The organism is Ligilactobacillus sp. UO.C109 (assembly GCF_026847815.1).
GTDB lineage: Bacteria > Bacillota > Bacilli > Lactobacillales > Lactobacillaceae > Ligilactobacillus > Ligilactobacillus salivarius.
Genome location: NZ_JAPSFH010000006.1, coordinates 25,553 through 48,780, shown reverse-complemented (window position 1 = coordinate 48,780; position 23,228 = coordinate 25,553). Strand labels below are relative to the sequence as shown.

The 23,228-nt window shown below is 33.3% G+C and carries 28 protein-coding genes; 22 read left to right on the top strand and 6 right to left on the bottom strand.

All coding sequences use genetic code 11. The features are described from left to right. Positions 1 to 22: 22 nt before the first annotated feature. From rplR to OZJ21_RS01595, 19 genes are all read left to right on the top strand, one after another. Positions 23 to 388: a 50S ribosomal protein L18 gene (rplR, locus tag OZJ21_RS01685; protein ID WP_003701325.1), complete on the top strand. Its 366-nt coding sequence runs from the start codon at positions 23 to 25 to the stop codon at positions 386 to 388. A gap of 21 nt (positions 389 to 409) precedes the next feature. Then, on the top strand, positions 410 to 910 hold the full coding sequence (rpsE, locus tag OZJ21_RS01680; RefSeq protein WP_003701326.1) for a 30S ribosomal protein S5: 501 nt from the start codon (positions 410 to 412) through the stop codon (positions 908 to 910). Positions 911 to 923: 13 nt separating this feature from the next. Further along, on the top strand, positions 924 to 1,106 hold the full coding sequence (gene rpmD / locus OZJ21_RS01675) for a 50S ribosomal protein L30 (protein WP_003701327.1): 183 nt from the start codon (positions 924 to 926) through the stop codon (positions 1,104 to 1,106). 35 nt (positions 1,107 to 1,141) lie between these two features. After that, positions 1,142 to 1,576 carry a 50S ribosomal protein L15 gene (gene rplO, locus OZJ21_RS01670; protein WP_003701328.1) on the top strand — a complete coding sequence of 145 codons (435 nt, stop codon included), beginning with the start codon at positions 1,142 to 1,144 and terminating at the stop codon, positions 1,574 to 1,576. Between the two features lie 2 nt (positions 1,577 to 1,578). Further along, a complete protein-coding gene (gene secY, locus OZJ21_RS01665; RefSeq protein ID WP_003701329.1) occupies positions 1,579 to 2,877 on the top strand; it encodes a preprotein translocase subunit SecY in 1,299 nt (432 codons plus the stop codon). A 99-nt stretch (positions 2,878 to 2,976) separates the two neighbouring features. Continuing rightward, positions 2,977 to 3,636 (top strand): adenylate kinase, encoded by a 660-nt coding sequence (locus OZJ21_RS01660; protein ID WP_003701331.1) that lies wholly within the window; start codon positions 2,977 to 2,979, stop codon positions 3,634 to 3,636. A gap of 214 nt (positions 3,637 to 3,850) precedes the next feature. Beyond that, the gene (gene infA, locus OZJ21_RS01655) at positions 3,851 to 4,069 is read left to right on the top strand and encodes a translation initiation factor IF-1 (protein WP_003689399.1); all 219 of its coding nucleotides are present in this window, start codon (positions 3,851 to 3,853) and stop codon (positions 4,067 to 4,069) included. 35 nt (positions 4,070 to 4,104) lie between these two features. Then, positions 4,105 to 4,218: a 50S ribosomal protein L36 gene (rpmJ, locus tag OZJ21_RS01650; protein WP_003689393.1), complete on the top strand. Its 114-nt coding sequence runs from the start codon at positions 4,105 to 4,107 to the stop codon at positions 4,216 to 4,218. A gap of 25 nt (positions 4,219 to 4,243) precedes the next feature. Then, positions 4,244 to 4,609: a 30S ribosomal protein S13 gene (gene rpsM, locus OZJ21_RS01645; protein WP_003701333.1), complete on the top strand. Its 366-nt coding sequence runs from the start codon at positions 4,244 to 4,246 to the stop codon at positions 4,607 to 4,609. A gap of 27 nt (positions 4,610 to 4,636) precedes the next feature. Beyond that, complete coding sequence (gene rpsK, locus OZJ21_RS01640; RefSeq protein ID WP_003701334.1) at positions 4,637 to 5,023, top strand: 30S ribosomal protein S11; 387 nt, start codon at positions 4,637 to 4,639, stop codon at positions 5,021 to 5,023. Between the two features lie 84 nt (positions 5,024 to 5,107). Next, the gene (locus OZJ21_RS01635) at positions 5,108 to 6,052 is read left to right on the top strand and encodes a DNA-directed RNA polymerase subunit alpha (protein ID WP_003701335.1); all 945 of its coding nucleotides are present in this window, start codon (positions 5,108 to 5,110) and stop codon (positions 6,050 to 6,052) included. 33 nt (positions 6,053 to 6,085) lie between these two features. After that, a complete protein-coding gene (gene rplQ, locus OZJ21_RS01630) occupies positions 6,086 to 6,469 on the top strand; it encodes a 50S ribosomal protein L17 (protein WP_003701337.1) in 384 nt (127 codons plus the stop codon). A gap of 314 nt (positions 6,470 to 6,783) precedes the next feature. After that, positions 6,784 to 7,632 carry an energy-coupling factor ABC transporter ATP-binding protein gene (locus tag OZJ21_RS01625; RefSeq protein ID WP_003709696.1) on the top strand — a complete coding sequence of 283 codons (849 nt, stop codon included), beginning with the start codon at positions 6,784 to 6,786 and terminating at the stop codon, positions 7,630 to 7,632. Next, positions 7,608 to 8,477 carry an energy-coupling factor ABC transporter ATP-binding protein gene (locus tag OZJ21_RS01620; protein ID WP_087309846.1) on the top strand — a complete coding sequence of 290 codons (870 nt, stop codon included), beginning with the start codon at positions 7,608 to 7,610 and terminating at the stop codon, positions 8,475 to 8,477. The genes OZJ21_RS01625 and OZJ21_RS01620 overlap by 25 nt, the downstream gene beginning before the upstream one ends. Continuing rightward, positions 8,470 to 9,264: an energy-coupling factor transporter transmembrane component T family protein gene (locus tag OZJ21_RS01615; RefSeq protein ID WP_003701341.1), complete on the top strand. Its 795-nt coding sequence runs from the start codon at positions 8,470 to 8,472 to the stop codon at positions 9,262 to 9,264. The genes OZJ21_RS01620 and OZJ21_RS01615 overlap by 8 nt, the downstream gene beginning before the upstream one ends. A gap of 15 nt (positions 9,265 to 9,279) precedes the next feature. Continuing rightward, positions 9,280 to 10,050, top strand: coding sequence for a tRNA pseudouridine(38-40) synthase TruA (gene truA, locus OZJ21_RS01610; protein ID WP_004563878.1), 771 nt, complete (start codon positions 9,280 to 9,282; stop codon positions 10,048 to 10,050). A 134-nt stretch (positions 10,051 to 10,184) separates the two neighbouring features. Then, positions 10,185 to 10,628, top strand: coding sequence for a 50S ribosomal protein L13 (gene rplM / locus OZJ21_RS01605; protein WP_014568676.1), 444 nt, complete (start codon positions 10,185 to 10,187; stop codon positions 10,626 to 10,628). A 13-nt stretch (positions 10,629 to 10,641) separates the two neighbouring features. Continuing rightward, the gene (gene rpsI, locus OZJ21_RS01600) at positions 10,642 to 11,034 is read left to right on the top strand and encodes a 30S ribosomal protein S9 (protein ID WP_003701345.1); all 393 of its coding nucleotides are present in this window, start codon (positions 10,642 to 10,644) and stop codon (positions 11,032 to 11,034) included. 129 nt (positions 11,035 to 11,163) lie between these two features. Further along, positions 11,164 to 11,757 carry an alpha/beta hydrolase gene (locus tag OZJ21_RS01595; RefSeq protein ID WP_201896993.1) on the top strand — a complete coding sequence of 198 codons (594 nt, stop codon included), beginning with the start codon at positions 11,164 to 11,166 and terminating at the stop codon, positions 11,755 to 11,757. Between the two features lie 100 nt (positions 11,758 to 11,857). Here OZJ21_RS01595 and OZJ21_RS01590 read toward each other — a convergent pair whose 3' ends face one another. Beyond that, the gene (locus tag OZJ21_RS01590; protein ID WP_178846943.1) at positions 11,858 to 13,714 is read right to left on the bottom strand and encodes a monovalent cation:proton antiporter family protein; all 1,857 of its coding nucleotides are present in this window, start codon (positions 13,712 to 13,714) and stop codon (positions 11,858 to 11,860) included. Between the two features lie 284 nt (positions 13,715 to 13,998). On the opposite strand from OZJ21_RS01590, the gene helD reads away from it, so the two are divergent. After that, positions 13,999 to 16,290 (top strand): RNA polymerase recycling motor HelD, encoded by a 2,292-nt coding sequence (gene helD, locus OZJ21_RS01585; protein WP_087250395.1) that lies wholly within the window; start codon positions 13,999 to 14,001, stop codon positions 16,288 to 16,290. Positions 16,291 to 16,345: 55 nt separating this feature from the next. Here the strand turns inward: helD and OZJ21_RS01580 are convergent, their stop codons facing one another. The 4 genes from OZJ21_RS01580 to OZJ21_RS01565 all read right to left on the bottom strand — a co-directional run bounded on the left by OZJ21_RS01580 (position 16,346) and on the right by OZJ21_RS01565 (position 19,464). After that, positions 16,346 to 17,104: an NADPH-dependent oxidoreductase gene (locus OZJ21_RS01580; protein WP_095761431.1), complete on the bottom strand. Its 759-nt coding sequence runs from the start codon at positions 17,102 to 17,104 to the stop codon at positions 16,346 to 16,348. Positions 17,105 to 17,202: 98 nt separating this feature from the next. Then, a complete protein-coding gene (locus OZJ21_RS01575) occupies positions 17,203 to 17,877 on the bottom strand; it encodes an ABC transporter ATP-binding protein (protein ID WP_255819682.1) in 675 nt (224 codons plus the stop codon). 3 nt (positions 17,878 to 17,880) lie between these two features. Then, entirely contained in the window at positions 17,881 to 18,942 is a 1,062-nt protein-coding gene (locus OZJ21_RS01570) for an ABC transporter permease (protein WP_268857328.1), read from the bottom strand. Between the two features lie 15 nt (positions 18,943 to 18,957). Further along, positions 18,958 to 19,464, bottom strand: coding sequence for a TetR/AcrR family transcriptional regulator (locus tag OZJ21_RS01565; protein ID WP_223687676.1), 507 nt, complete (start codon positions 19,462 to 19,464; stop codon positions 18,958 to 18,960). A gap of 170 nt (positions 19,465 to 19,634) precedes the next feature. Between OZJ21_RS01565 and OZJ21_RS01560 the strand changes: the two genes are divergently transcribed. Then, entirely contained in the window at positions 19,635 to 20,198 is a 564-nt protein-coding gene (locus OZJ21_RS01560; RefSeq protein ID WP_268857327.1) for a M15 family metallopeptidase, read from the top strand. A 116-nt stretch (positions 20,199 to 20,314) separates the two neighbouring features. Beyond that, positions 20,315 to 22,123, top strand: coding sequence for a pyruvate oxidase (spxB, locus tag OZJ21_RS01555; RefSeq protein WP_003705284.1), 1,809 nt, complete (start codon positions 20,315 to 20,317; stop codon positions 22,121 to 22,123). Between the two features lie 170 nt (positions 22,124 to 22,293). Here spxB and OZJ21_RS01550 read toward each other — a convergent pair whose 3' ends face one another. Continuing rightward, positions 22,294 to 22,863 (bottom strand): LysM peptidoglycan-binding domain-containing protein, encoded by a 570-nt coding sequence (locus OZJ21_RS01550; RefSeq protein ID WP_187397922.1) that lies wholly within the window; start codon positions 22,861 to 22,863, stop codon positions 22,294 to 22,296. Between the last annotated feature and the right edge of the window lie 365 nt (positions 22,864 to 23,228).

Below are 23,228 nucleotides of genomic sequence, written 5' to 3'. Positions count from 1 at the left end.
GCTGAATAAATAAATCTAAGAGGTGAAAATTGTGATTTCAAAACCAGACAAGAATAAGACACGTCAAAAACGTCATGCACGTGTCCGTGGTAAAATCTCTGGTACTGCTGAGTGCCCACGCTTAAATGTTTATCGTTCAAACAAAAACATCTACGCTCAAGTTATTGATGACGTAGCGGGTGTGACGCTAGTTAGTGCCTCTACTTTAGACAGTGAAGTAAGTGGCAACACAAAGACAGAACAAGCTAGTTCTGTAGGTGCTGTTGTTGCTAAACGTGCTGTAGAAAAAGGTATCAAAGAAGTTGTATTTGACCGTGGCGGATACCTATATCATGGTCGTGTACAAGCTTTGGCTGAAGCTGCACGCGAAAATGGTTTGGACTTTTAGGAAAAGGAGGAAATAACGTTTATGGCTTTTATTGATCCAGCTCAATTAGATTTAGAAGATCGCGTTGTTGCGATTAACCGTATCACTAAAGTTGTAAAAGGTGGACGTCGTCTACGTTTTGCTGCTTTGGTTGTTGTTGGTGACCACAACGGCCACGTAGGTTTTGGTACTGGTAAAGCTCAAGAAGTACCAGAAGCTATTCGTAAGGCTGTTGACGCTGCTCGTAAGAACTTAATCGAAGTTCCTACTGTTGGAACGACACTTCCTCACGAAGTTATTGGTCAATACAGTGGTAGTCGTATTATGTTGAAACCAGCTATTGCCGGTTCCGGAGTTGCAGCAGGTGGTGCTGTTCGTGCCGTTATGGAACTTGCAGGTATTGCTGATGTTACAAGTAAATCATTAGGTTCAAATACACCAGTTAATGTTGTACGTGCTACATTTGATGGTTTAGTAAATATGAAGGACGCTGAAAGTGTCGCAAAATTACGCGGCGTTTCCGTTCAACATTTAGCAGAATAAGGAGGACATATTCATGGATAAATTAAAAGTTACTTTAATTCGTTCTGTCATTGGACGTCCTCAAAACCAACGCGATATCGTAAAAGGCTTAGGTCTTGGTCGAGTAAATAGCTCTGTTGTTGTTCCTGACAATGCAGCTATGCGTGGTGCAATTAGAAAAATCAATCATTTAGTGGACGTTGAATTGGCTAAATAGTCTATTTTATAAATTAACAAGGAGGTGCCAACCTAATGAAATTACATGAATTGAAACCTGCTGAAGGTTCACGCCAAGTACGTAATCGTGTTGGTCGTGGTACTTCATCTGGTAATGGTAAGACTGCTGGTCGTGGTCAAAAAGGTCAAAAGGCTCGCGGTAAGGTACGTTTAGGTTTTGAAGGTGGACAAATGCCATTGTTCCGTCGTATGCCAAAACGTGGTTTCAAGAACATCAATCGTAAAGAATATGCTATTGTAAACTTGGAAACTTTAAATAAATTTGAAGATGGTGCAGAAGTAACACCTGCATTATTAGTAGAATCTGGTATCATTAAAGATGAAAAAGATGGTATCAAAGTACTTGGCAATGGTACATTGAACAAGCAATTGACTGTAAAGGCAAGCAAGTTCTCTGCATCTGCTAAGGAAGCAATCGAATCTAAAGGCGGTAAAGCTGAGGTGATTTAATAATGCTTAAGACAATGAAGAACGCCTTAGCTGTAAAAGAGATTCGAAAAAAAATCTTATTTACCTTAGGTGTCTTGATTGTATTTCGCTTAGGCACTTATATCACTGTCCCTGGGATCAACGCTAAAGCTCTGCAAAGCGTTGCATCTTCAGGGTTAATTAATATGTTGAATATTTTTAGTGGTGGTGGTTTAACTAACTTCTCACTATTTGCTATGGGTGTTTCTCCATATATTACTGCGCAAATTGTTGTTCAGTTATTACAAATGGATATTGTTCCTAGATTTGTTGAATGGAGTAAACAAGGTGAAGTAGGGCGTAGAAAGTTAAATCAAGTAACTAGATATTTAACTATTGTGCTTGCGTTTGTACAATCAATCGCAATCACTGCTGGTTTTAATGCTTTGAGTAGCTTAAACCTTGTAACTAACCCAAGTGTTAAAACATTTGTAGTTGTAGGAATTGTTTTAACTGGTGGAACTATGTTTACTACATGGTTGGGTGACATGATAACTGATAGAGGTTTGGGAAACGGAATCTCTATGATTATCATGGCTGGTATTTTATCTCGTGTTCCAGATGGAATTGTACAGATTTATAAAGATCAGTTCTCAGGTGTTACTGGTAGTGATTTATGGGAACCAATATTATATGTAGTTATTTTATTGATTGTTATTTTAATAATCGTTACGTTTGTTACGTATGTTGAACAAGCAAGCTATAAAATTCCTATTCAATATACTAGAAGATTGGCTGGAGCAACTGAAAATTCTTATTTACCATTGAAAGTTAATGTTGCTGGGGTTATTCCTGTTATTTTTGCTAGTTCATTTATTTCAGCACCTCAAACAATACTATTAGCTTTCACACAGAACCACTCTGAAGATACATGGTATAAGATTATGACAAGCATTTTTAATATGCAATCTACTCCAGGTATGATTCTTTACACAGTTTTAATTGTAGTATTTACTTTCTTCTATGCATTTGTTCAAGTTAACCCAGAAAAACTTTCTGAAAACTTGCAAAAACAAGGAAGTTACATACCTAGTGTATGGCCAGGAAAAGAAACTGAAAGATATGTATCAAGATTATTGATGCGTCTTAGTTCAGTAGGCTCATTGTATCTAGGCCTTATTTCATTAATTCCTTTAGTTGCATCCGCAGTTTGGGGATTGGATGAATCAATCGGACTAGGTGGTACTAGTTTATTGATTGTTGTTGGTGTTACAATTCAAACAATTAATCAATTAAATGGTATGATGATGAAACAAGAATACGTAGGCTTTATACGTGAATAAGAACTGAAAAGGTCAGAGAGATATTTTATATCTTTCTGACCTTTTGTATATTAAAAAAATAAGTTATAATTAACAAGTACAATTTAGGAGGTAATTATAATGGCAATGAATTTAATGTTGATGGGGTTACCAGGAGCTGGTAAAGGAACACAAGCTGAAAGAATCGTTGATGAATATAAGATTCCACATATTTCTACTGGTGATATTTTCCGCGCTGCTATGAAGAATGAAACTCCAATGGGATTAGAAGCTAAGAAATATATCAACAAAGGTGAATTAGTTCCAGATGAAGTAACAAACGGAATTGTAAAAGAACGTTTGACACAAGATGATACTAATGTAGGTTTCTTATTAGATGGATTCCCAAGAAATATGGCTCAAGCAGAAGCATTAACTGAAATGGGAAAAGAATTAGGAAAAGAATTAAACGGTGTTATCAATATTCATGTTGATCCTGAATCATTAATGGAAAGATTAACAGGTAGATATATTTGCCGTAATTGTGGTGCTACATATCATAAAGTATTTAATCCAACTAAAGTAGAAGGTACATGTGATCGTTGTGGTGAACACGAATTTTACCAACGTGATGATGACAAGCCAGAAACAGTTAAGAACCGTTTGGATGTAAATATCAAGATGAATACACCATTACTTGATTACTATAAAGAAAATGGTTTATTACATGAAGTTGATGGCAATCAAGATATTGACAAAGTATTTGCTGATATTAAGGCAATTTTAGATAACTTGAAATAAATTTTAAAAGGATGCAAATATTTCTGCATTCTTTTTTAATTATTTCTTGAATTAGTTAGGTATATGTGATATTATAATTCAGGTTTATCTTTTCAATAGGCTCAGTTTGCCTTTAAATAGGCAAATGAACTTGCGGAAAAAGGTGGGACTCCAAAGAAAGCTTCTCACATTTTTACGTGTAAAGTTTTAAAACCAATTAAGGAGGTACTTTTGCATGGCGAAAGATGATGTGATTGAAATTGAAGGCACGATTAAAGAAACGTTGCCTAATGCGATGTTCAAGGTTGAACTCGAAAACGGACATGAAATTCTAGCACATGTTTCCGGTAAAATTAGAATGCACTATATTCGTATCTTGCCTGGAGATAAAGTGACAGTTGAAATGTCCCCTTACGATTTAACTAAGGGACGCATTACCTATCGCTTTAAATAGATTGTACTTCGAGAATATATTAGGAGGTATAATTAATGAAAGTAAGACCATCAGTTAAACCAATGTGTGAACACTGTAAAGTAATTAAGCGTAAAGGTCGCGTTATGGTTATTTGCAGTAATCCAAAGCACAAACAACGTCAAGGATAATAATTAATTAGGAGGTGTAATTGTAATGGCTCGTATTGCAGGTGTCGATTTACCACGTAACAAACGTGTCGTAATCGGATTAACTTACATTTATGGTATCGGTAATTCCACAGCTCAAAAGATCTTGAGCGAAGCAGGTGTTTCAGAAGATGTTCGTGTACGTGATTTAACAGCTGATCAAGAAGATAAGATTCGTGCAGTTGTAGATAAGTACAAAGTTGAAGGTGATCTTCGTCGTGAAGTTTCCTTAAACATCAAGCGTCTTTCTGAAATTGGCTCTTACCGTGGTCTACGTCATCGTCGTCATTTACCAGTTCGTGGTCAAAATACTAAGAACAACGCACGTACACGTAAAGGCCCAGCAGTTTCAATTGCAGGTAAAAAGAAATAATAATTAACAAAGGAGGTTAGCTATTTCATGGCAGTTAAGAAATCACGCAAGCGCCGTGTAAAGAAGAATATAGAGAGCGGTGTTGCACATATTCATTCAACATTCAATAATACACTTGTTATGATTACTGATGTTCATGGTAACGCAGTAGCATGGTCTTCAGCTGGTTCTCTTGGTTTCAAGGGTTCTCGTAAGTCTACACCATTTGCAGCACAAATGGCTTCTGAAGCAGCTGCTAAAGGTGCTATGGAACATGGTATGAAGACAGTTGAAGTAGCAGTTAAAGGACCAGGTTCTGGTCGTGAAGCAGCAATTCGTGCTCTTCAAACAACAGGTTTGGAAGTTACATCTATCAAGGATGTTACACCAGTTCCTCATAACGGATGCCGTCCTCCAAAACGCCGTCGTGTTTAATGTGGGTCAGTATTCATTTTTGAGAGAAACTCATAATGTTTTCGCCAGATTACACGTTACGTTTTGAAAGGGGTAAAGATAAGAATGATCGAATTTGAAAAACCAAAAATTCATAAAATTGAAGAAGATAATAACTACGGCAAGTTTGTTATAGAACCGCTTGAACGTGGTTATGGTACAACTTTAGGTAACTCTTTACGTCGTATCTTACTTTCTTCATTACCAGGTGCTGCTATTACAGACGTTCAAATTGATGGTGTTCTTCATGAATTTTCTACTATTCCAGGTGTTCTTGAAGATGTTACTTTAATCATTTTGAATTTGAAGAAAGTTGCTTTAAGTATGGAATCTGAAGACAGTCAAGCATTAGAAATTAATGTTACTGGTCCGATGGAAGTGACTGCTGGAGATATCCAGAGTAATAGTGATGTAGAAGTTCTTAATCCAGAACAATATATTTGTACAGTTGCTGATGGGGCTGAACTTCATGTTCGGATGAATGCTAATAAGGGTCGTGGTTATGTTTCAGCTAATGATAATAAGGCTCTTGCAGATGATATGCCAATTGGTGTATTACCTATCGACTCTATTTATACCCCGATCGAACGCGTTAACTACCAAGTAGAGAAAACACGTGTTGGTCAAAAAAATGATTATGACAAATTAACTCTTGATGTGTGGACAAATGGTTCTATCACTCCTAGTGAAGCTATTAGTCTTTCTGCTAAGATTTTAACAGAACACTTGGCATTGTTTGTTGATTTAACAGATGAAGCTAAGAATGCTGAAATCATGGTAGAAAAAGAAGAAACGCATAAAGAAAAAATGTTAGAAATGACGATTGAAGAGCTTGATTTGTCAGTTCGTTCATATAACTGTCTAAAACGTGCAGGTATCAATACAGTTCAAGAATTAACTAATAAATCTGAAGCTGACATGATGAAAGTACGTAACTTAGGACGTAAATCCTTAGACGAAGTTAAGGCTAAATTGGCAGATCTTGGCTTGTCTTTACGTCATGATGACTAGAATTTACTATAACTAAAGGGAGGGAATCTGTTCATGGCTTACCGTAAATTAGGACGCACAAGTGCACATCGTAAGGCAATGTTGCGTAACTTAACAACTGATTTAATTGTTAACGAAAAAATCGTTACAACAGAAACACGTGCTAAAGAAGTTCGTAAATTTGTTGAAAAGATGATTACTTTAGGTAAAAAAGGTGATTTAGCTTCTCGTCGTCGCGCTGCTGCATTTGTAATGAATGTTGTTGCTGATGTAAAAGAAGAAAACGACGATGTAGTTGTTCAATCAGCTTTACAAAAGTTATTTGATGATCTTGCACCTCGTTTTGCAGAACGTAATGGTGGTTACACTCGTATTCTTAAGATGAGTGAACGTCGTGGCGACGCTGCAAAGATGGTTGTGCTAGAATTAGTCGACTAAACTTTCGATAAGTAAATAAAAGAAATTGTCACTTTTATAACGATAATTGGGTGTTATGATGTTGGGAGATATAAATTAACCGAGTCTAGTCCAAAGTAGCAGATATTTGATATCTTGTGAATCTTCGTTATAAAAAGTGATTTTTTGTTTTCTATAAAATTGATATTTATCATAATCATTGGTATATTAGCATTTTAAAGACACTCATTACGAGTGTCTTTTTTGTTTGAATACGTCATGACTAAAGTAAGTTTTCTTAGTTTATATATGGTATATTATTACTATGTATATATAATATCTAGGAGTAATTGTTTATGAGTTTGACAGATGGAAATATAATTGAAATTGATAATTTATCTTTCAAATATGCTCGACAAAATAAATACATTCTGAAAAATTTAACTTTAAATATAAAGGACGGTCAATGGATAGCTTTAATTGGGCATAATGGTAGTGGAAAATCCACATTAGCTCGATTAATAGATGGACTGCTAAAGGCTGAATCTGGCAGTATAAAAGTTGATGGCTATGAAATGAATGAAAAAAATATTTGGGATATTAGAAAAAAAATAGGAATGGTATTCCAAAATCCCGATAATCAGTTTGTTGGTGCGGATGTTGAAAGTGATATAGCGTTTGGTTTAGAAAATCAAGGAGTACCTAGAGAAGAAATGGTATCGCGTGTAGCCGATGCTTTGAAAGTTGTCGGGATGGAAAAATTTGCTACACATGAACCAGCAAGATTATCTGGTGGACAAAAGCAAAGAGTAGCAATTGCTGGAGTATTAGCATTGAGACCTAAAATAATTATCCTCGATGAAGCTACAAGTATGCTTGATCCAGAAGGAAGAAAAGGTTTGATTACTCTTATCAAAAATTTAAAAGATGAGTATAAGTTCACTGTTATTTCTATTACACATGATATTGATGAAGCTACTTTAGCAGATAGAGTTATTGTTCTCGATGACGGTAAAATAATTGATGATGGTAAGCCAGAATCTATTTTTATAAAGAATGATGAATTATTAAATATTGGATTAGATATTCCTTTTGCTGAGAAAATTAGAAGAGAACTTACAAAAAAGGGTGTAGATATTCCAAATAAATATTTTACAGAAGAGGAAATGGTCGATTGGTTATGTCAATTCAAGCAAAAAAATTAAATTATACTTACCAAATTGGAACACCCTTAGAACATGTAGCATTGAAAGATGTATCTATAAATATTGAAGACGGTAGTTATACGGCAATAGTTGGACATACCGGTAGTGGCAAATCTACATTGTTACAGCATTTGAATGGCCTATTGAAACCTACTAGTGGAGAAATTTCAATCAATGGATATACAATTGATAATACTACTAAAAATAAAGAGTTGGGAAAATTAAGAAAAGAAGTAGGATTTGTTTTTCAATTTCCTGAAGCACAATTATTTGAAGAAACAGTTCTAAAAGATATAGCATTTGCTCCTAAAAACTTTGGAAAAAGTGAAGATGAAGCCGAAAAAATTGCAAGAGAAAAAGCAAAATTAGTAGCTCTTCCTGAAGAAGTATTGGAGAAATCACCTTTTGAATTATCTGGTGGTCAAATGAGAAGAGTAGCAATTGCAGGGATTTTGGCAATGGAACCAAAAGTTTTAGTATTAGATGAACCAACTGCGGGATTAGATCCTGAGGGACGCCATCAAATGATGGAAATGTTTAATAGATTACATAAAGATGAAAACTTAACAATCATCTTAGTAACACACCAAATGAATGATGTTGCTGAATATGCTGATCATGTAATAGTCTTGGAATCAGGTAAAGTAATTGCTGATTCTACTCCTAAAGAACTATTTAGTGATCCAGAGTGGTTAAAAAATCATCATTTAAATCTTCCACAAACTACAGATTTTGCCTATAAATTGTTTGATAAGTTAGCTCTTTCTAAACATAGTATTCCACTAAAAAGTGAAGAGTTAACTGATGAAATTTTGAAAATACTAGGGGGAAATTTGAATGAATAAATTACTTTTAGGAAGATATATCAATGGTAATTCTTTAATTCATAGAATGGATCCTCGAAGTAAATTAGCACTAAGTTTCTATTTTATAGGAATAATTTTTCTCGCTAATAATTGGCAAACATATTTATTGTTGATAGCTTTTACTTTTTTAGGAGTATTGTTATCAAAAATTAAATTGAGCTTTTTTATTAGAGGAATAATACCATTAGTTTGGTTAATATTATTTACAGTATTATTACAAGTCTTTTTTACAAATGGTGGTCATGTATTTTGGCATTGGGGGCCTTTTACATTATCTAAATATGGGCTAGTAAATGGTGTCTATGTATTTTTTAGATTTGTCTTGATAATAGTGATGTCTACCTTATTAACATTAACAACATCGCCATTAGAAATTTCAGATGCTATGGAGTCATTGTTAAAGCCATTGAAATATTTGAAAGTTCCAGTATATGAAATTTCTCTAATGCTTTCGATAGCATTAAGATTTGTACCTACTTTAATGGATGAAACAGCTAAAATAATGAATGCTCAGCGTTCAAGAGGTGTTAATTTTGGTGAAGGTTCATTAGTTGAGCAAGTAAAAGCTGTAATTCCTATACTAATCCCATTGTTTGTATCTTCTTTCAATCGAGCTGAAGATTTGGCTACTGCAATGGAAGCTCGAGGATACAAAGGTGGAGAGGGTAGAACTAAATTTAGAGTACATGTATGGAAATTGCGTGATACGATGACTATCATTGCTTTTGCAGTTTTAACAATAGCATTAATTATTCTAAAAAACTAATTGAAAGGAAGAAATATGACGCAAAGATTTAAAGTAACGTTAGCTTATGATGGTACTAATTTTGCTGGTTTTCAAGCTCAACCCAATCAAAGAACAGTTCAATTTGTTCTGGAAAAAGCTATTAACAAAATGAGTAAAAAGGATGAGTATATAACTGTTTATGGATCAGGGAGAACAGATTCTGGAGTACATGCTTTAGGGCAAGTTGTACATTTTGATTTTCCGCATCCTATTTCTGCTAAAGGTATGTTGAGAGGATTAAATAGTATGTTGCCGCTGGACTGTGAAGTAGTAGATTGCAAAATAGTACCAAATGATTTTCATTCAAGATATACAACTCATGGGAAAAGATACTTATATCGTGTTAGTAGAGGGGAATTTGTAAATCCTTTTAAGAGATTGTATACAGGACACTATAAGTATCCTTTGGATATAGAAAAAATAAAAGAAGCGATGCCAGATGTTGAAGGAACACATGATTATTCAAGTTTTGTTGCTTCTGGTAGTCAAGCCAAAAGTCATGTAAGAACAATTTATGAAGCTAAAGTTTACGAAGATAAGGTAAACGATGAAATAGTTTTTGAATTTTATGGAAATGGATTTTTGTATAATCAAGTTAGGATAATGGTGGCAACACTTCTGGAAATTGGTAATGGAAAAAGACCAGTACACGATTTTTTGAGATTGTATGAAGTTAAGGATAGAAGTCAAGCAAGACAGACAGCACCAGCTAGTGGCTTATACTTAAAGGAAGTATATTATGATGAAGAGGATGAAAAATTATAAGAAAACTCAATTATTATATATTGACTTATTGTTAAACAAGTAATAAACTAGTATTTGGTATTGTTTGCCCCACAGTAAGCCCCGTTAATCTTATTGTATGTCAAACATGTATACAACAAATGGAGGAAATAAACGTGCGTACAACATATATTGCAAAACCAGGCGAAGTAGAACGTAAATGGTATGTAGTTGATGCAACAGATGTTCCTTTGGGACGTTTATCATCAGCTGTAGCATCTATTTTACGTGGTAAGAATAAACCAACATTTACACCAAACGTAGATACAGGTGACTATGTAATTGTTATCAATGCTGAAAAGGTTGCTTTAACAGGTCGTAAGGCTTCTGATAAGGTTTACTACCACCACTCAAATCATCCAGGTGGTTTGAAAGCTCGTACAGCTGGTGACTACCGTGAAAAGGATCCTGAAAAGTTATTAGCATTATCTGTTAAAGGTATGCTTCCAAAGGGTACTCTTGGTCGTCAACAAGCTAAGAAGTTACATGTATACCGTGGTGCAGATCACAAGCATGAAGCACAACAACCAGAAGTATTGGATATTAACAAATTAATCTAGGAGGAATTAGAAAGTGGCTCAAGTACAATATCAAGGCACAGGCCGTCGTAAGAACTCCGTTGCTCGTGTTCGCTTAGTACCAGGTACAGGTAAGATCACAATGAACGGAAAACCTGCAGAAGAATACATTCCATTCGCAAACATTCGCGAAGATATGGTACAACCATTTGGCGTTACAGAAACAAAAGGTCAATACGACGTTTTTGTTAACGTAAATGGTGGTGGATTCTCTGGTCAAGCTGGTGCAACTCGTCATGGAATTGCACGTGCTTTACTTGAAGTAGATCCAGATTTCCGTGGAGTATTGAAGTCAGCTGGTTTATTAACACGTGACGCTCGTATGAAAGAACGTAAGAAACCAGGTCTTAAGAAAGCTCGTAAAGCTTCACAATTCTCAAAACGTTAATATATACCATATTATCGGAAAAGCACATCTCTTGTTGGGATGTGCTTTTTGTTATGCATTAATATGATAGTAAAATTGAATTAACTGTGGGATTGAAATTTTAAATTAGAACTTTATAGGGAGCAGATAATGTCGGAAAGAAATACTAAAATGAAGTATGATAAAGTTGATCAGCAATATGGTTTAATGCTTGGAAAGTCTAAGTTAGTTTTTATTAAAACTGGTGCTGCTAGTTCAATTTATGGGTATAAAAATAAGTATTTAGAATTAGCAAGTAAAATTCAGAATGAAAGAGGATATGCCGTGGTTGTTTCAGCTAATCCAGTTGGTTCTCCACTAAATTTACAAGAAGAGTTGGAAAAAGCTTCAACATACTTAATAGATGTTAAAGAAATTATATTAATTGGAATTTCGCGAGGTGGATTATTAGTATTGCAACAAGGATATTTAAATACTAAAGTTAGCCGAATTTTAGCAATTAATCCACCACTGGCAATTAATTGGCATAAAACTAAAAAGGGGATAATTAACTTTAGTGGAGCAAAAGTACAAGTGGTTTTTGGTCAATATGATCCTAGTGTTGATTATTCAGATCTTATTGAGAGATTGGAAGTACTAGAAACAGATTATAGTAGTCAAATTATTTCTAAGGCAGATCATAATTTTAAAGGGAAACTAGATACTTTTAAAAAATTAGTGATGCAATTTGTATTAGAAGATTAAAGTTGTTAGTAGTGATGATTAATAATTTAGATAAAAGATAGTAATATATATGTTGAGAATGAAAAAAGGACTACGCATTGAGCATAGTCCTTTTAAACAACTATTCATTTCTTCTTTGAAGTTTACGTCTGAAATAAGCACTTTCTTCAGCACTAGCAGAGAAGATAATATGATCACCTAATTGTAATTGCGTATAACCATGAGGTGCAATAGCATGTCCATTACGATAAATTCTACTGATTGTAATCTTATCAATGTGTGGTAAGTCTTTAACTTCAACTCCAACAAAAATTGAATCATTAACTACTACTTCATATAAACGGGATTCAGAACTTGTAAGAATTTGTAACATAGACGGACTATCAATCATTGAACGCATCATACCTACATTGATATCGAAATAACTGAAGTATTCAATACCAGCCTTTTTAAGTTCATCTTCCATATCATTAAGTGGATTACGATTTTCAAAACGAACAATGACACGATTTACACCATACTTTTTAGCTGCAAGAGATAATTTATAATTAACATTATAATCAGAATATCCTAAAACGAGAATATCAGTATCAAAAATATGATTAGCAATTAACTCATCAGGATCTAAAGAATCTAAGAAGTGTACATTAGCTTGAGAATTGTAGGTTGTAAAGTTCTTAGAATTATCTGTATACATTTGAACATCATACATTCCTTTAGAAAGCTGTTGAGCAGCAGATACTGTAACTAAATTTACACCAATAATATGCAATGAAGTTTGCTTTTGATCTTCTGGCTCAGGTTTATATTGTTTATTAAAGAAAACAGGTCCTACGATACAAGTAAGAATTCCAGCAAGTAAAAAAGCACCAGATTGTTGTGGAGTTATAGCATGTAAGTGTTCAGCAATCTTTAAGGTTGTTACTACTAATGTGATAGTAGTACTTGTTGCAACAGCACCAACAAAGGAGTTCTTTTTACTAAAACGTCTTTGGAAACCAAAATATCCTGGAAGTTTTGCGAGGATAAAGGCTACAAAGAATAAAGGAATTAATAATAATGTTTTAGGCGAACGCATCAATGATGGAATATCTAAATTTACCCCTGTTAAAATAAAGAAGAAAGGAGTAAAGAAACCATATCCAATTGCATCAAGGCGATGTTCTGTTTCTTCCGCAGGTTCTAATAATTTCAAAACAATTCCGGCAACGAAAGCACCAAGAATATTTTCAGCTCCAACTGTCTCAGCTACTAAAACTAAAGCAATGATAACAAAGAAAGCAAGACGCATATCAATTTGTGTAGTTGCTTTATTGATTTTATCAAAGAATGAGAAGAAGTGTCTGAAACGATTGAATAAGAACGCTGCAGCTATGAATAGCAATGTAATCAACCACAAACTTGCACCTTTTCCTGCATAGAGAGAGGAGTAAGCAGTTAAAGCAATCATAGGAATAACTTCACCTAATACAGAGAATAAAAGAATAGTTTGACCGAATGGACGGCTTAGTAACTCATTTTCTTTCAATAATGAAGTCATAATTCCTAAAGAAACAGTACTAAATAAAATAGTAGCTAAACCAACATCTGAGAATAAGCCTGTAACTTTAAATAGCAAAGCTAAAATTAGCGATGCGACTAAAGAAAAAGCATACGCATAAGTTGCAGCTCTAACAGGTGAAGTTTTAGGTTCATTAGCTGCCATTTTTGCTTCTAACGGGGATAAGGTATGTGAATTCTTCTTAAATAAGCTAAAATCAATTTCCATACCACTTAAAAACATTAATAGTATAACCCCGAAAGTTGAACACCAACTCAAGAGCGTATCAGCATGAATTAAATTGAAACAACTTTTACCAATAATAATACCTATAATAATTTCAGCAACTGAAGTAGGAAGAAAAGATACTTTGAATCTTGCTAAAACCATAGGTGTGATAAAAGCTGCCAGTGTAACAATTAAAAATGAAACTGACATAGTAATACCTTCTAATCTTAAATTTTTTCTATACAAGTATAACATAAAGGCTAGAATGAATTAAATTATTCATCCTAGCCTTCAACACTGTATTCGTATTATTACAATACATTATTATACAGGCTCGAGTGATTTATTTGTAGGTTAAATTAAATGATTTTTACTTTTTTATAAATTAAATAAAGGATAATAGTTATAAAAAATATTTAAAATTTGTTATAAACAGTTAAAAATGATACAATAGTATGACGAGTTTTTTGATAATTTGAAAGGGGTTGTTAAAAATGGCTCTTACTGAAAAAGAATTAGAACAAAAACATATGGATGATGTTGTTGCTAAAATAAAGCAAGCTGAAAAGAGACATCAATCTGAGATTAATAAGGTTGAACAAGATAGAAAAGACATTATGGATGATTTTAAAAATAATGTCAGAATTAAAACAGGCTCCTATGCTGGAATTATGGAAACTGGTCTAACTGTAAGACAACAGCAACAACTTTTACAAGAACGCGAAAATAGTTGGCAACATGCAACACAGAGATTAGAAGTTCTTGAAAAGTTAGAGAAAAAGCCGTACTTTGCTAGAATAGATTTCACTGAGAATGATGGTAAGCAGGAATCTATTTATATAGGATTAGGTTCGTTTGCGGATACCCCAGACCATTTTATGATTTATGATTGGCGTGCTCCAATTTCTAGTATTTACTATGATGGTAAATTAGGAGAAGTAACATATGATACACCTGATGGCCCACAAACAGCAGTATTAACTCTAAAAAGACAGTTTATGGTAGAAGATGGCAAGATCATAACTTTATTTGACACTGATGAAACTGTTGGGGATCAAATGTTATTGGAAGTTCTAGACGAATCTTCTGACATTAAGATGAAGAGCATTGTTACTACGATTCAAAAAGAACAAAATAAGATTATCAGAGATACTAAGTCTGACTTGCTATTTGTTCAAGGTGCTGCAGGTTCAGGTAAAACATCTGCTGTATTACAAAGAGTAGCATATCTATTGTATCGTTATCGTGGAAATTTGAGCTCGAGTCAAGTGGTATTATTTTCACCAAACCAGTTATTTAATGACTATATTGATCAAGTTCTACCAGAATTAGGGGAACAAAATATGGTTCAAATGACTTACTATCAATATTCACAACGTCGTCTACCTAAGATACATGTAGAGACGTTACAAGAAAGATTTGATGAAGATAATCAGCCATTAAGAAGAAAAATTTCAGCTTTAAAAAGTAGCTTAACAATGTTTAATGCGACAACTAATTATAGTGATTATTTAAATACTGCTGGAATGAGATTTAGAGATATAAAATATAATGGAGAAATCTTCTTCTCTAAAAAAGATATAAAGAAAATTTACTATAGTTTTAATAGTAATTACAATCTACGTAATCGTTTGTCTGCTACTAAAGAAAAACTTATTAAAATTCTGAATAGTAAGGTAGGAGAACTTGCTAAGCAAGATAGTGTTCAAAAACAAATACAAGATTTAAGTAGAGAAGAGCTCAATGAATTATATGGTGATGAGCCACGTAATTTTGTTAATGGTGATCAAGAGCTAAAATTCTTAGCTCGCAGTTATGTTATGAAGCAATTACGCCCAGTTCAAAGAGCGATTGTACGTAATAGATTTTTGAGTATTAATAAACAATTTGTTCATTTTATGCGTAATATTCCAGAACTAGTTGATTTAGCAAAATTTGATTTAACTTTAGAACAGTGGAATGATGATGTCGATATGACAATCAGTCGTTTGAAAAATCATAAATTAACAATAGCTGATGTAACTATTTACCTGTATTTGTATGATTTGATTACGGGAAAACGTGGCGAAGTAGATATTAAGCATGTATTTATTGATGAAATTCAAGATTATACAGCATATCAATTAGCATATCTAAAATTTGGTTTTCCACGTGCTAAATTTACAATGTTAGGTGATTTAAATCAAGCTATTTTTACCAAGGAAAATAGCCATACATTGTTGGACGAATTAGGAACAATGTTTGATAAAGATAGAACAAAAGTTATCCAATTGACGCAATCATATCGTTCAACTCAACAAATAACAGATTTTACTAAAGAAGTATTAGTGAATGGAGAAAAAGTTACATCTTTTGCTCGTAAGGGACCGTTACCAACTATTACAATTGATAATGATGAGGAAAAACTGATAAATGATGTAGTTATGCAGTTGCACAGAAATGATGCAGAAAAGATGACTACTGCAATTATTGGTAAAACATTAGCTGAATGTGAGAAGTTGACAGAGGAATTAAAGCAAAAAGGTGCTCAAGTTACTTTAATTAAGACTGAAAACCAGCGCTTAGTTCCAGGAACAATTGTGGTGCCAGCATTTTTAGCAAAAGGACTAGAATTTGATGCTGTAATAATGTGGAATGCTAATAGAAATAATTATCATGATGAAAGTGAAAGACAATTAGTTTATACAATTTGTTCTAGAGCGATGCATAGATTAGATATATTCGCTGTTAAAGAATTAACACCATTAATGGACAGGGTAAATCCAGAATTGTATGAAATGTTATAAAAAAATTCCTGAGTACTTGATTGGAAATGTAAGCCAATCAGGTCTCAGGAATTTTTTAATTCCAAAGCATACCTTTAGAATGTGTTAATTCGAGAACTTCATCACGTTTGGTAACTTTTCGATTAAGATTGCTATTTTTGCCAATAATTTGTTGAGTGAAATTCTCTTTACGTGGGTTAGAGGTGCGACTTAAATAGTAATGTTCAACTTCTTTATCGTAATCTTCATAGTCTTGTGTAGACAGATTATCCTGATATTCATTTTCAAAGACTTTGAATGATAATGGTAAACGAGGCTTTTGCTGAATTTCTTCATCAGGGATACCTATTTGCAAACCTAAGGCAGGAATTACCATATCAGGGAGATTGAATAATTCATTAACAGCACGAATATCATTGCGAATGCTACCTAGAATTACGCCTCCTAGGCCTAAACTTTCAGCTGCAAGGTACATGTTTTGAACAGCTAAAGTAGCATCAGATAAGCCTTGAAGGTACAAATCCATTGTATGCAAGCGACCATCATCAAGGTTAGCTTCTTGGCGCAATTTTACATTGCGATGTAGATCGATTAAGAAGATAAAAAGTTCACCATTTTCAGATACTGGTGGTTGGTTACAAATTTCGGCTAACTTAGTGCGTTTGTTCTTGTCTGTAACATGAATAATAGAGAATTGTTGAAGAAACTGGCTACTTGCAGTATGATTTGCAACTTCATAAAGAGTATTTAAGGTTTCTTTATCAAGTTGTTGATTCTTGAAATGTCTAATAGAGCGATGATTAAGTTGTGTTTTAATAGTATCATTTAAATTCATCACGGATCTCCTATCTCTCTAGATAAAATATACATTTAAGTATAGCACCACAAAAAGAAACGCAACAAATGAAATGAATTGTTGCGCCTAATATTATATTATTTAGATCTTATTAAATTTCCATCATCTAATTGGTAAATTTCATCGGCAAATTTTTCTAATCTAACATCATGTGTGACGACAAGAATTGCTTTATTCTGGTCATGGGCTAGATTGGCCAGTAAACTACCAACTTCTTTAACTTTTACACTATCTAAAGCAGCTGTTGGTTCATCAGCTAAGATAATTTCAGGGTTGGTATATAAGGCTCGAGCAATGGCCACTCTTTGTTTTTGACCACCAGATAGTTGATCTGGATATTTATTAATCAAATTATCGATACCTAGTTTAACTAATAATTGATTTAATGCCTCTTTAGAAAGATTATTTACTTTTTTAATCTTATCAACTAAAGTAAATTGTTCAGCGACAGTTAAGTAAGGAACTAAGTTATAAGCTTGTAAAATAAAGCCAATTTGATTTAGTCGTAAATTATCACGTTCTTTAGCAGAAAAAACACTAATATCTTTATCATTAATCATTACTTGTCCAGAATCTGCAGATTGAAGCCCACCAGCAATCGTTAAAAAGGTACTTTTGCCAGAACCAGATGGACCTAGGATTAAAATGAGCTTTCCTTTTTCAGCAGTAAAATTTAAATCACGTAGGACATGTACTTGAGCAGTACCTTTACCGAAATACTTATTAATATTTTTTAATTCAATAACAGACATTTTTTATCCTCCAATAACAGAAACAGGATCTACTTTAAGAACAATTCTGATAGGAATTAGTGAACCAAGAATTGCCATTAAAATTAATCCTAACGAGACGACAAACATAAAAGTTAGGTTAAAGGACATAGGAACAGTATTTGGAATTGAAAATGACGTTCCGATAGTTAAAAAGATACTAATTCCAAGACCAATAATAGTTAGGATTAGTGACTGAGAAAAAGTAGCATTAACTAAAAGTTTAGCAGGACTACCTTGAGCTCTGAGAACAGCATAGTTACCAATCTTTTGAATCGTGATTATATAAAGGAATACTGCAATGATAATTAGGGAAATGATCATCAAAAATCCAATCATAAAGATAAAAGTTGAATTCTGAGCAGAATATCCTGGTAACTTATTAATAACTTCTTCAACCGTATAAATTTTTAACGAAGTATCGGTATTTTTGATTGAATTTTTTTTAGAAACAATAGCACTTCCACCGAAATTAGATCCCATACCACGCAAATTTTGCCATGTTGTAGTAGTTCCATAAATAATAGGTGAAATATTAATTTTAGCATTATGAGTGAATCCAACAATTTTATATTTAGTACTATCTGAATTTAAGGTTAGATAATCTCCTAATTTATATCCTTTTTGTTTAAAAGAATCGTCAATCACAACTTCATGATTATTAGTAAATTTTCTACCACTACTTATTTTTAAGTCACGATTAATAAATTGTTCTTTCTCTAATCCGATAAAAGAAGCAGATTGCTTTTCTTTATCAGTAGCTTTAGCAACAACTGTAGCCTCAGCAATAACGGCATTATTTTTGTTCTTTGTCAGTTTATTTACTTGTTCGGTAGTTAATAGCGATTGACGTAAATTAGTATCAGAATCTTTATTAAGGACAACACTCTTTATTTTCCAACCATCAATAGCAGCAGTATTTTCTTGAGCAAGACCTAATGCAAGACTTGTTAGGATAAAGATTAAATAACTAATCAGGGCGATCATGGCAATGATTAAACCATAACGTAACTTTTCATGTTTGATTTCTTTTAAAGCGAGAAACATACAATATCATTCCTTTCAATTTTCCAAAAGCTTTGTCAAAACTACGTAAAGTTGTTCCAGATATTTATCTTGTTTATCAGGAGAACTCATACTTTCTCTAATTGTTGCATGACATAACTCAGCAACTGCCCAAACTAAAGGGGAAACGTCAGGAGACATTGGTTTTGAAGGAATATGATGTTCGTTATATAAGATATGCATCCTTATTAAGTCATAATATTTACTTTTTTGAGTATTGGTCAAAAAATCACGAGTTTGCTGAACGTAAGCATTGGCTGTTTGATCGCCCTTAGAAATAAAGGGAGTATGGATGTCTTTCATTGCTAACTTATAAAGAAAAATATATGCATCAGTTAAATCAGAAAAATATTTATAAAAGGCACCACGTGCGATCTCAGCTTCTTTAACAATTGGAGCAACCTGAGCTTTACTCAAAGATACTTTTGAAAATTCATGGAGTAAGGCGAGAATAATTGTATTTTTCTTTTTTTCAGATAAATGTTCAAATGTAGATGAAGGCATAAATTATCATTCCTTTGATTTAAATTAATTAGTGACACGGTGTCAACCTTACAAAAATTATCATACACCAAAAGTGACACGGTGTCAACTTTAAAATGATTTATAAGTTAAAAAGTAGGAAGAGAAAATAATAGATCTATAAGTTATAATTTAAGACAGAGGTGATTTAGATGGATAAAAAATTAACAGGATTTACTAATATTCAGAAATTAGATCCAGATATTATTGTTGATCTAAAATATGCGACAGAAGATAATTTTACAGGCAAAGTAATTTATGATTTTACTACTGCTATAGCCAGAACCGGAACCGCATACAAACTAGCTGAAGCAAGTGCAATTGTAAAGAAACAAGGATATAGATTGAAAGTATGGGATGCTTATCGTCCTGTAAAATCTCAGAAAAAATTATTTGAAGTTTATCCTGATCCTAAGTTTGTGGCTGAACCTAATCCAAATTTCAGCCATCAAAAAGGTGTTACATTTGACTTAACTTTAACTGATAATTTAGGAAATGAAGTAGAGATGCAAACTGGATTTGATGATTTCTCTGAAATGGCTGCTAGAAAAGCACCAAAAACCCCTGAACAAGAGAAAAATTATAAAATCCTAAATGATGCGATGCTTGAAGCAGGATTTGTAGGATATGAAAATGAATGGTGGGATTACCGCGATAGTCAAATGGATGAATATGAACCTTTAGATGCTGATCCTAATGAATATAAAATAAAATAAAAAAAGTTGCACAAAACACTTGAACTAAAAGTAAGTAAGTAGTACACTATAAAACGTAATCGAAAAGAAAACGTTTGCAATGTATAATTTAGATTTGTTTTATGGAGGTTCTATTTATGACTGAAAAGAAAATTGCAGCAAGTGTTGCTATGTTAAAAGTTTTAGAAGCATGGGGAGTTAAGGATGTTTATGGTTATCCAGGAGGTTCTTTTAACTCAACAATGAAAGCGCTAGATATTGAAAAAGAAAATATCAATTATGTTCAAGTTAGACATGAACAAGTAGGTGCTTTAGCTGCAGCTGCTCACGCAAAATTAACAGGACAAATAGGTGTAACTTTTGGTTCTGCTGGACCTGGTGCAGTTAATTTATTAAATGGACTTTATGATGCTAAGGAAGATCATGCACCTGTTTTAGCATTAGTAGGACAAGTTCCTCATACTAATATGAACTATGATTATTTCCAAGAATTTCCTGAAGTTCCAATGTTTCAAGATGTAGCAGTATATGATCGTATTGTAATGACACCGGAAAGTTTACCTTATGTTGTTGATAAAGCAATTCGTGAAGCTTATAAGAATAAAGGTGTAGCAGTAGTTGTAATTCCTAACGATTTTGGATATGTAGAAATTCCAGATGTAGACTATGCATCTACTACAATTCTAGATAAAGCTGAACCTAAACCAGCACCAACAGATGAAGAAGTTGACAAGTTCTTAGAATTAGTTAAGAATGCTAAACGTCCTATTTTCCATGTGGGTTCAGGTATTAAAGAAAATGCTGATAAGTTAATAGAGTTATCTAGAAAATTACAAATTCCAGTAACAATTACAGGTTTAGCAAAAGGTTCTGTTCCTGATGACTATGAAGGTAATTTAGGTACATTAAACCGTGCTGCTTCTAAAGCTGCAGATGAAGCATTTGCAACAGCAGATTTAGTAATTGCTTTAGGTGCAGATTTCCCATTTGCTAACTTGGTATATCGTACACATGACTTTAAGTTTGTACAAATTGATAATGACAGATCCCATTTTGGTAGACATCATTTCTTAGATCTAGGAATTTGGTCAGATTCAGGAGAATTCTTGGCAAAAGCTTTAGAAAGAAGTGAAACTGCTCCAGAAAGTGCATTCTTTAAAGCAAGTGTTGCAGCTATGAAAGACTGGAAAGAATATCTTAACAAATTAATGCATAAAGAAGAAGGTCCACTTTCATTTGAACAAGTGTACCGTGAAATTAATCGAATTGCTGAAGAAAATGCTGTTTTTGGTATTGATACTGGTGATAATATTATTAACAGTTTCCGTTTCTTAGACTTTAAAGGCGATAAAAAGTGGACAATTTCTGCATTATTTGCAACTATGGGATACGGAGTACCTGCAGCTATTGCTGGTCAATTAGCTTATCCAGATCGCCAAGTATTCAATATTTCTGGTGACGGAGCTTTCTCAATGGTTATGCAAGACTTATTGACTGAAGTTAAATACAATTTGCCAGTGATCAACATTGTAACTTCTAACCAAACACTAAACTTTATCAAATCAGAACAAGATGATATTTTTGAAATGAATCATTCTGGTATTGATTTAGTAGATGCTGACTATGCTAAAATTGCAGAAGGAATGGGAGTAAAGGGAATTACAGTGAAGACTCTTGAAGAACTTCCTGCAGCATTTGACGAAGCATTAGCTACTACAAAGGCTGGTCGTCCAGTATTAATTGATGCTAAGATTACTGATAAGCGTGGAATTCCGGTAGAAGAACTAGAATTACATGTTGAAGATGGTAAATTTGTTGAAACAATTTCTGCTGCTTATCAAGCAACACATGCTGAAAAGACAGTAGAAGATTTCTTCGCAAGTTATGATGGTGCTGAATTAAAACCTTTAACTGCATATTTTGAAGAATATGGCGTAGAAGTTTAATTAAAATCAATTAGCCAATCTAAATTTATTATAAGAATCTCCTTAGGCGTCGACATTGGAATAAATGTTGATGCCTTTTTATTATGCTGATTTTTGGCAAAATAAAAAGTCCCAATCTAAGAGGATTGAGACTTAAAAATTAATTTCAATATAGTAATTGTGGCTAAATCTTAGTACCAGCCGTTAGATAACCAGTGAGATTGAGCAGCTGACCAAGAACCATAACGACTAGCTACGTATTGATCTGCAACACGTTCTTGGTTAGCAGGGGAGTAATCTCCACCTAAGTAAGAAGCAGATAATTGATATCTACCAATGTATTGACCATTACGAGCGCCATAATTGCCACCAGATTCACGAGCAGCAATCCATTCCTTAGCAGCTTGTTCGTTACCAGAAACATTGGATGTGTAATTAGAATTTGTATTGTAGTTTGTAGTAGCTTGTTGTGAACTTGCAGCTGGAGCAACTTGTTGACTTTGTTGACTTTGAGCTGCTTGTTGGTTGTTATCAGCTTGAGTAGCTTCACCAATTTCAAGTTTTTGACCAACAAAGATTAAGTTAGCATTTGATAATTTGTTTGTGTTAACAATAGCGTCAACAGTTGTGTTGTAATCTTTAGCAAGCTTTGAAACTGTATCACCGGATTTAACTGTAACTGTATCTGCGTTTGCAACTGCTGCGGAAGCAAAGACACCTGTTAATGCTGCGGCTGATGCGATAACTGCTGTTTTTTTCATATAAAATATTCACTCCTGTAAAAAATTCTTATTTAAAACCTAAATCTTAGAATAATATACATAGCTTAATAACTTGAATAAGTTCTCCTATGTATCAACGCTTATAAGTATAAAAAAATAATATAACAGGCATATAGCATATAAATTACTTTTTTCGGTAATTATGTAATATTTTGTAATATTTTAGACTATTTAATGATCTAAATGTTGATATAATGGGAATTACAAAAAAATATAAAGTACTGAAAAATGTAACAAAAAAAGTAAAAAATATCCAGAAATTATTCATAAAAATCGAAAAATTGATAAAACTTTGGTTATTTTACGAAGATATTACTTAATATAAGAAGCTGTTACGAGAAAAA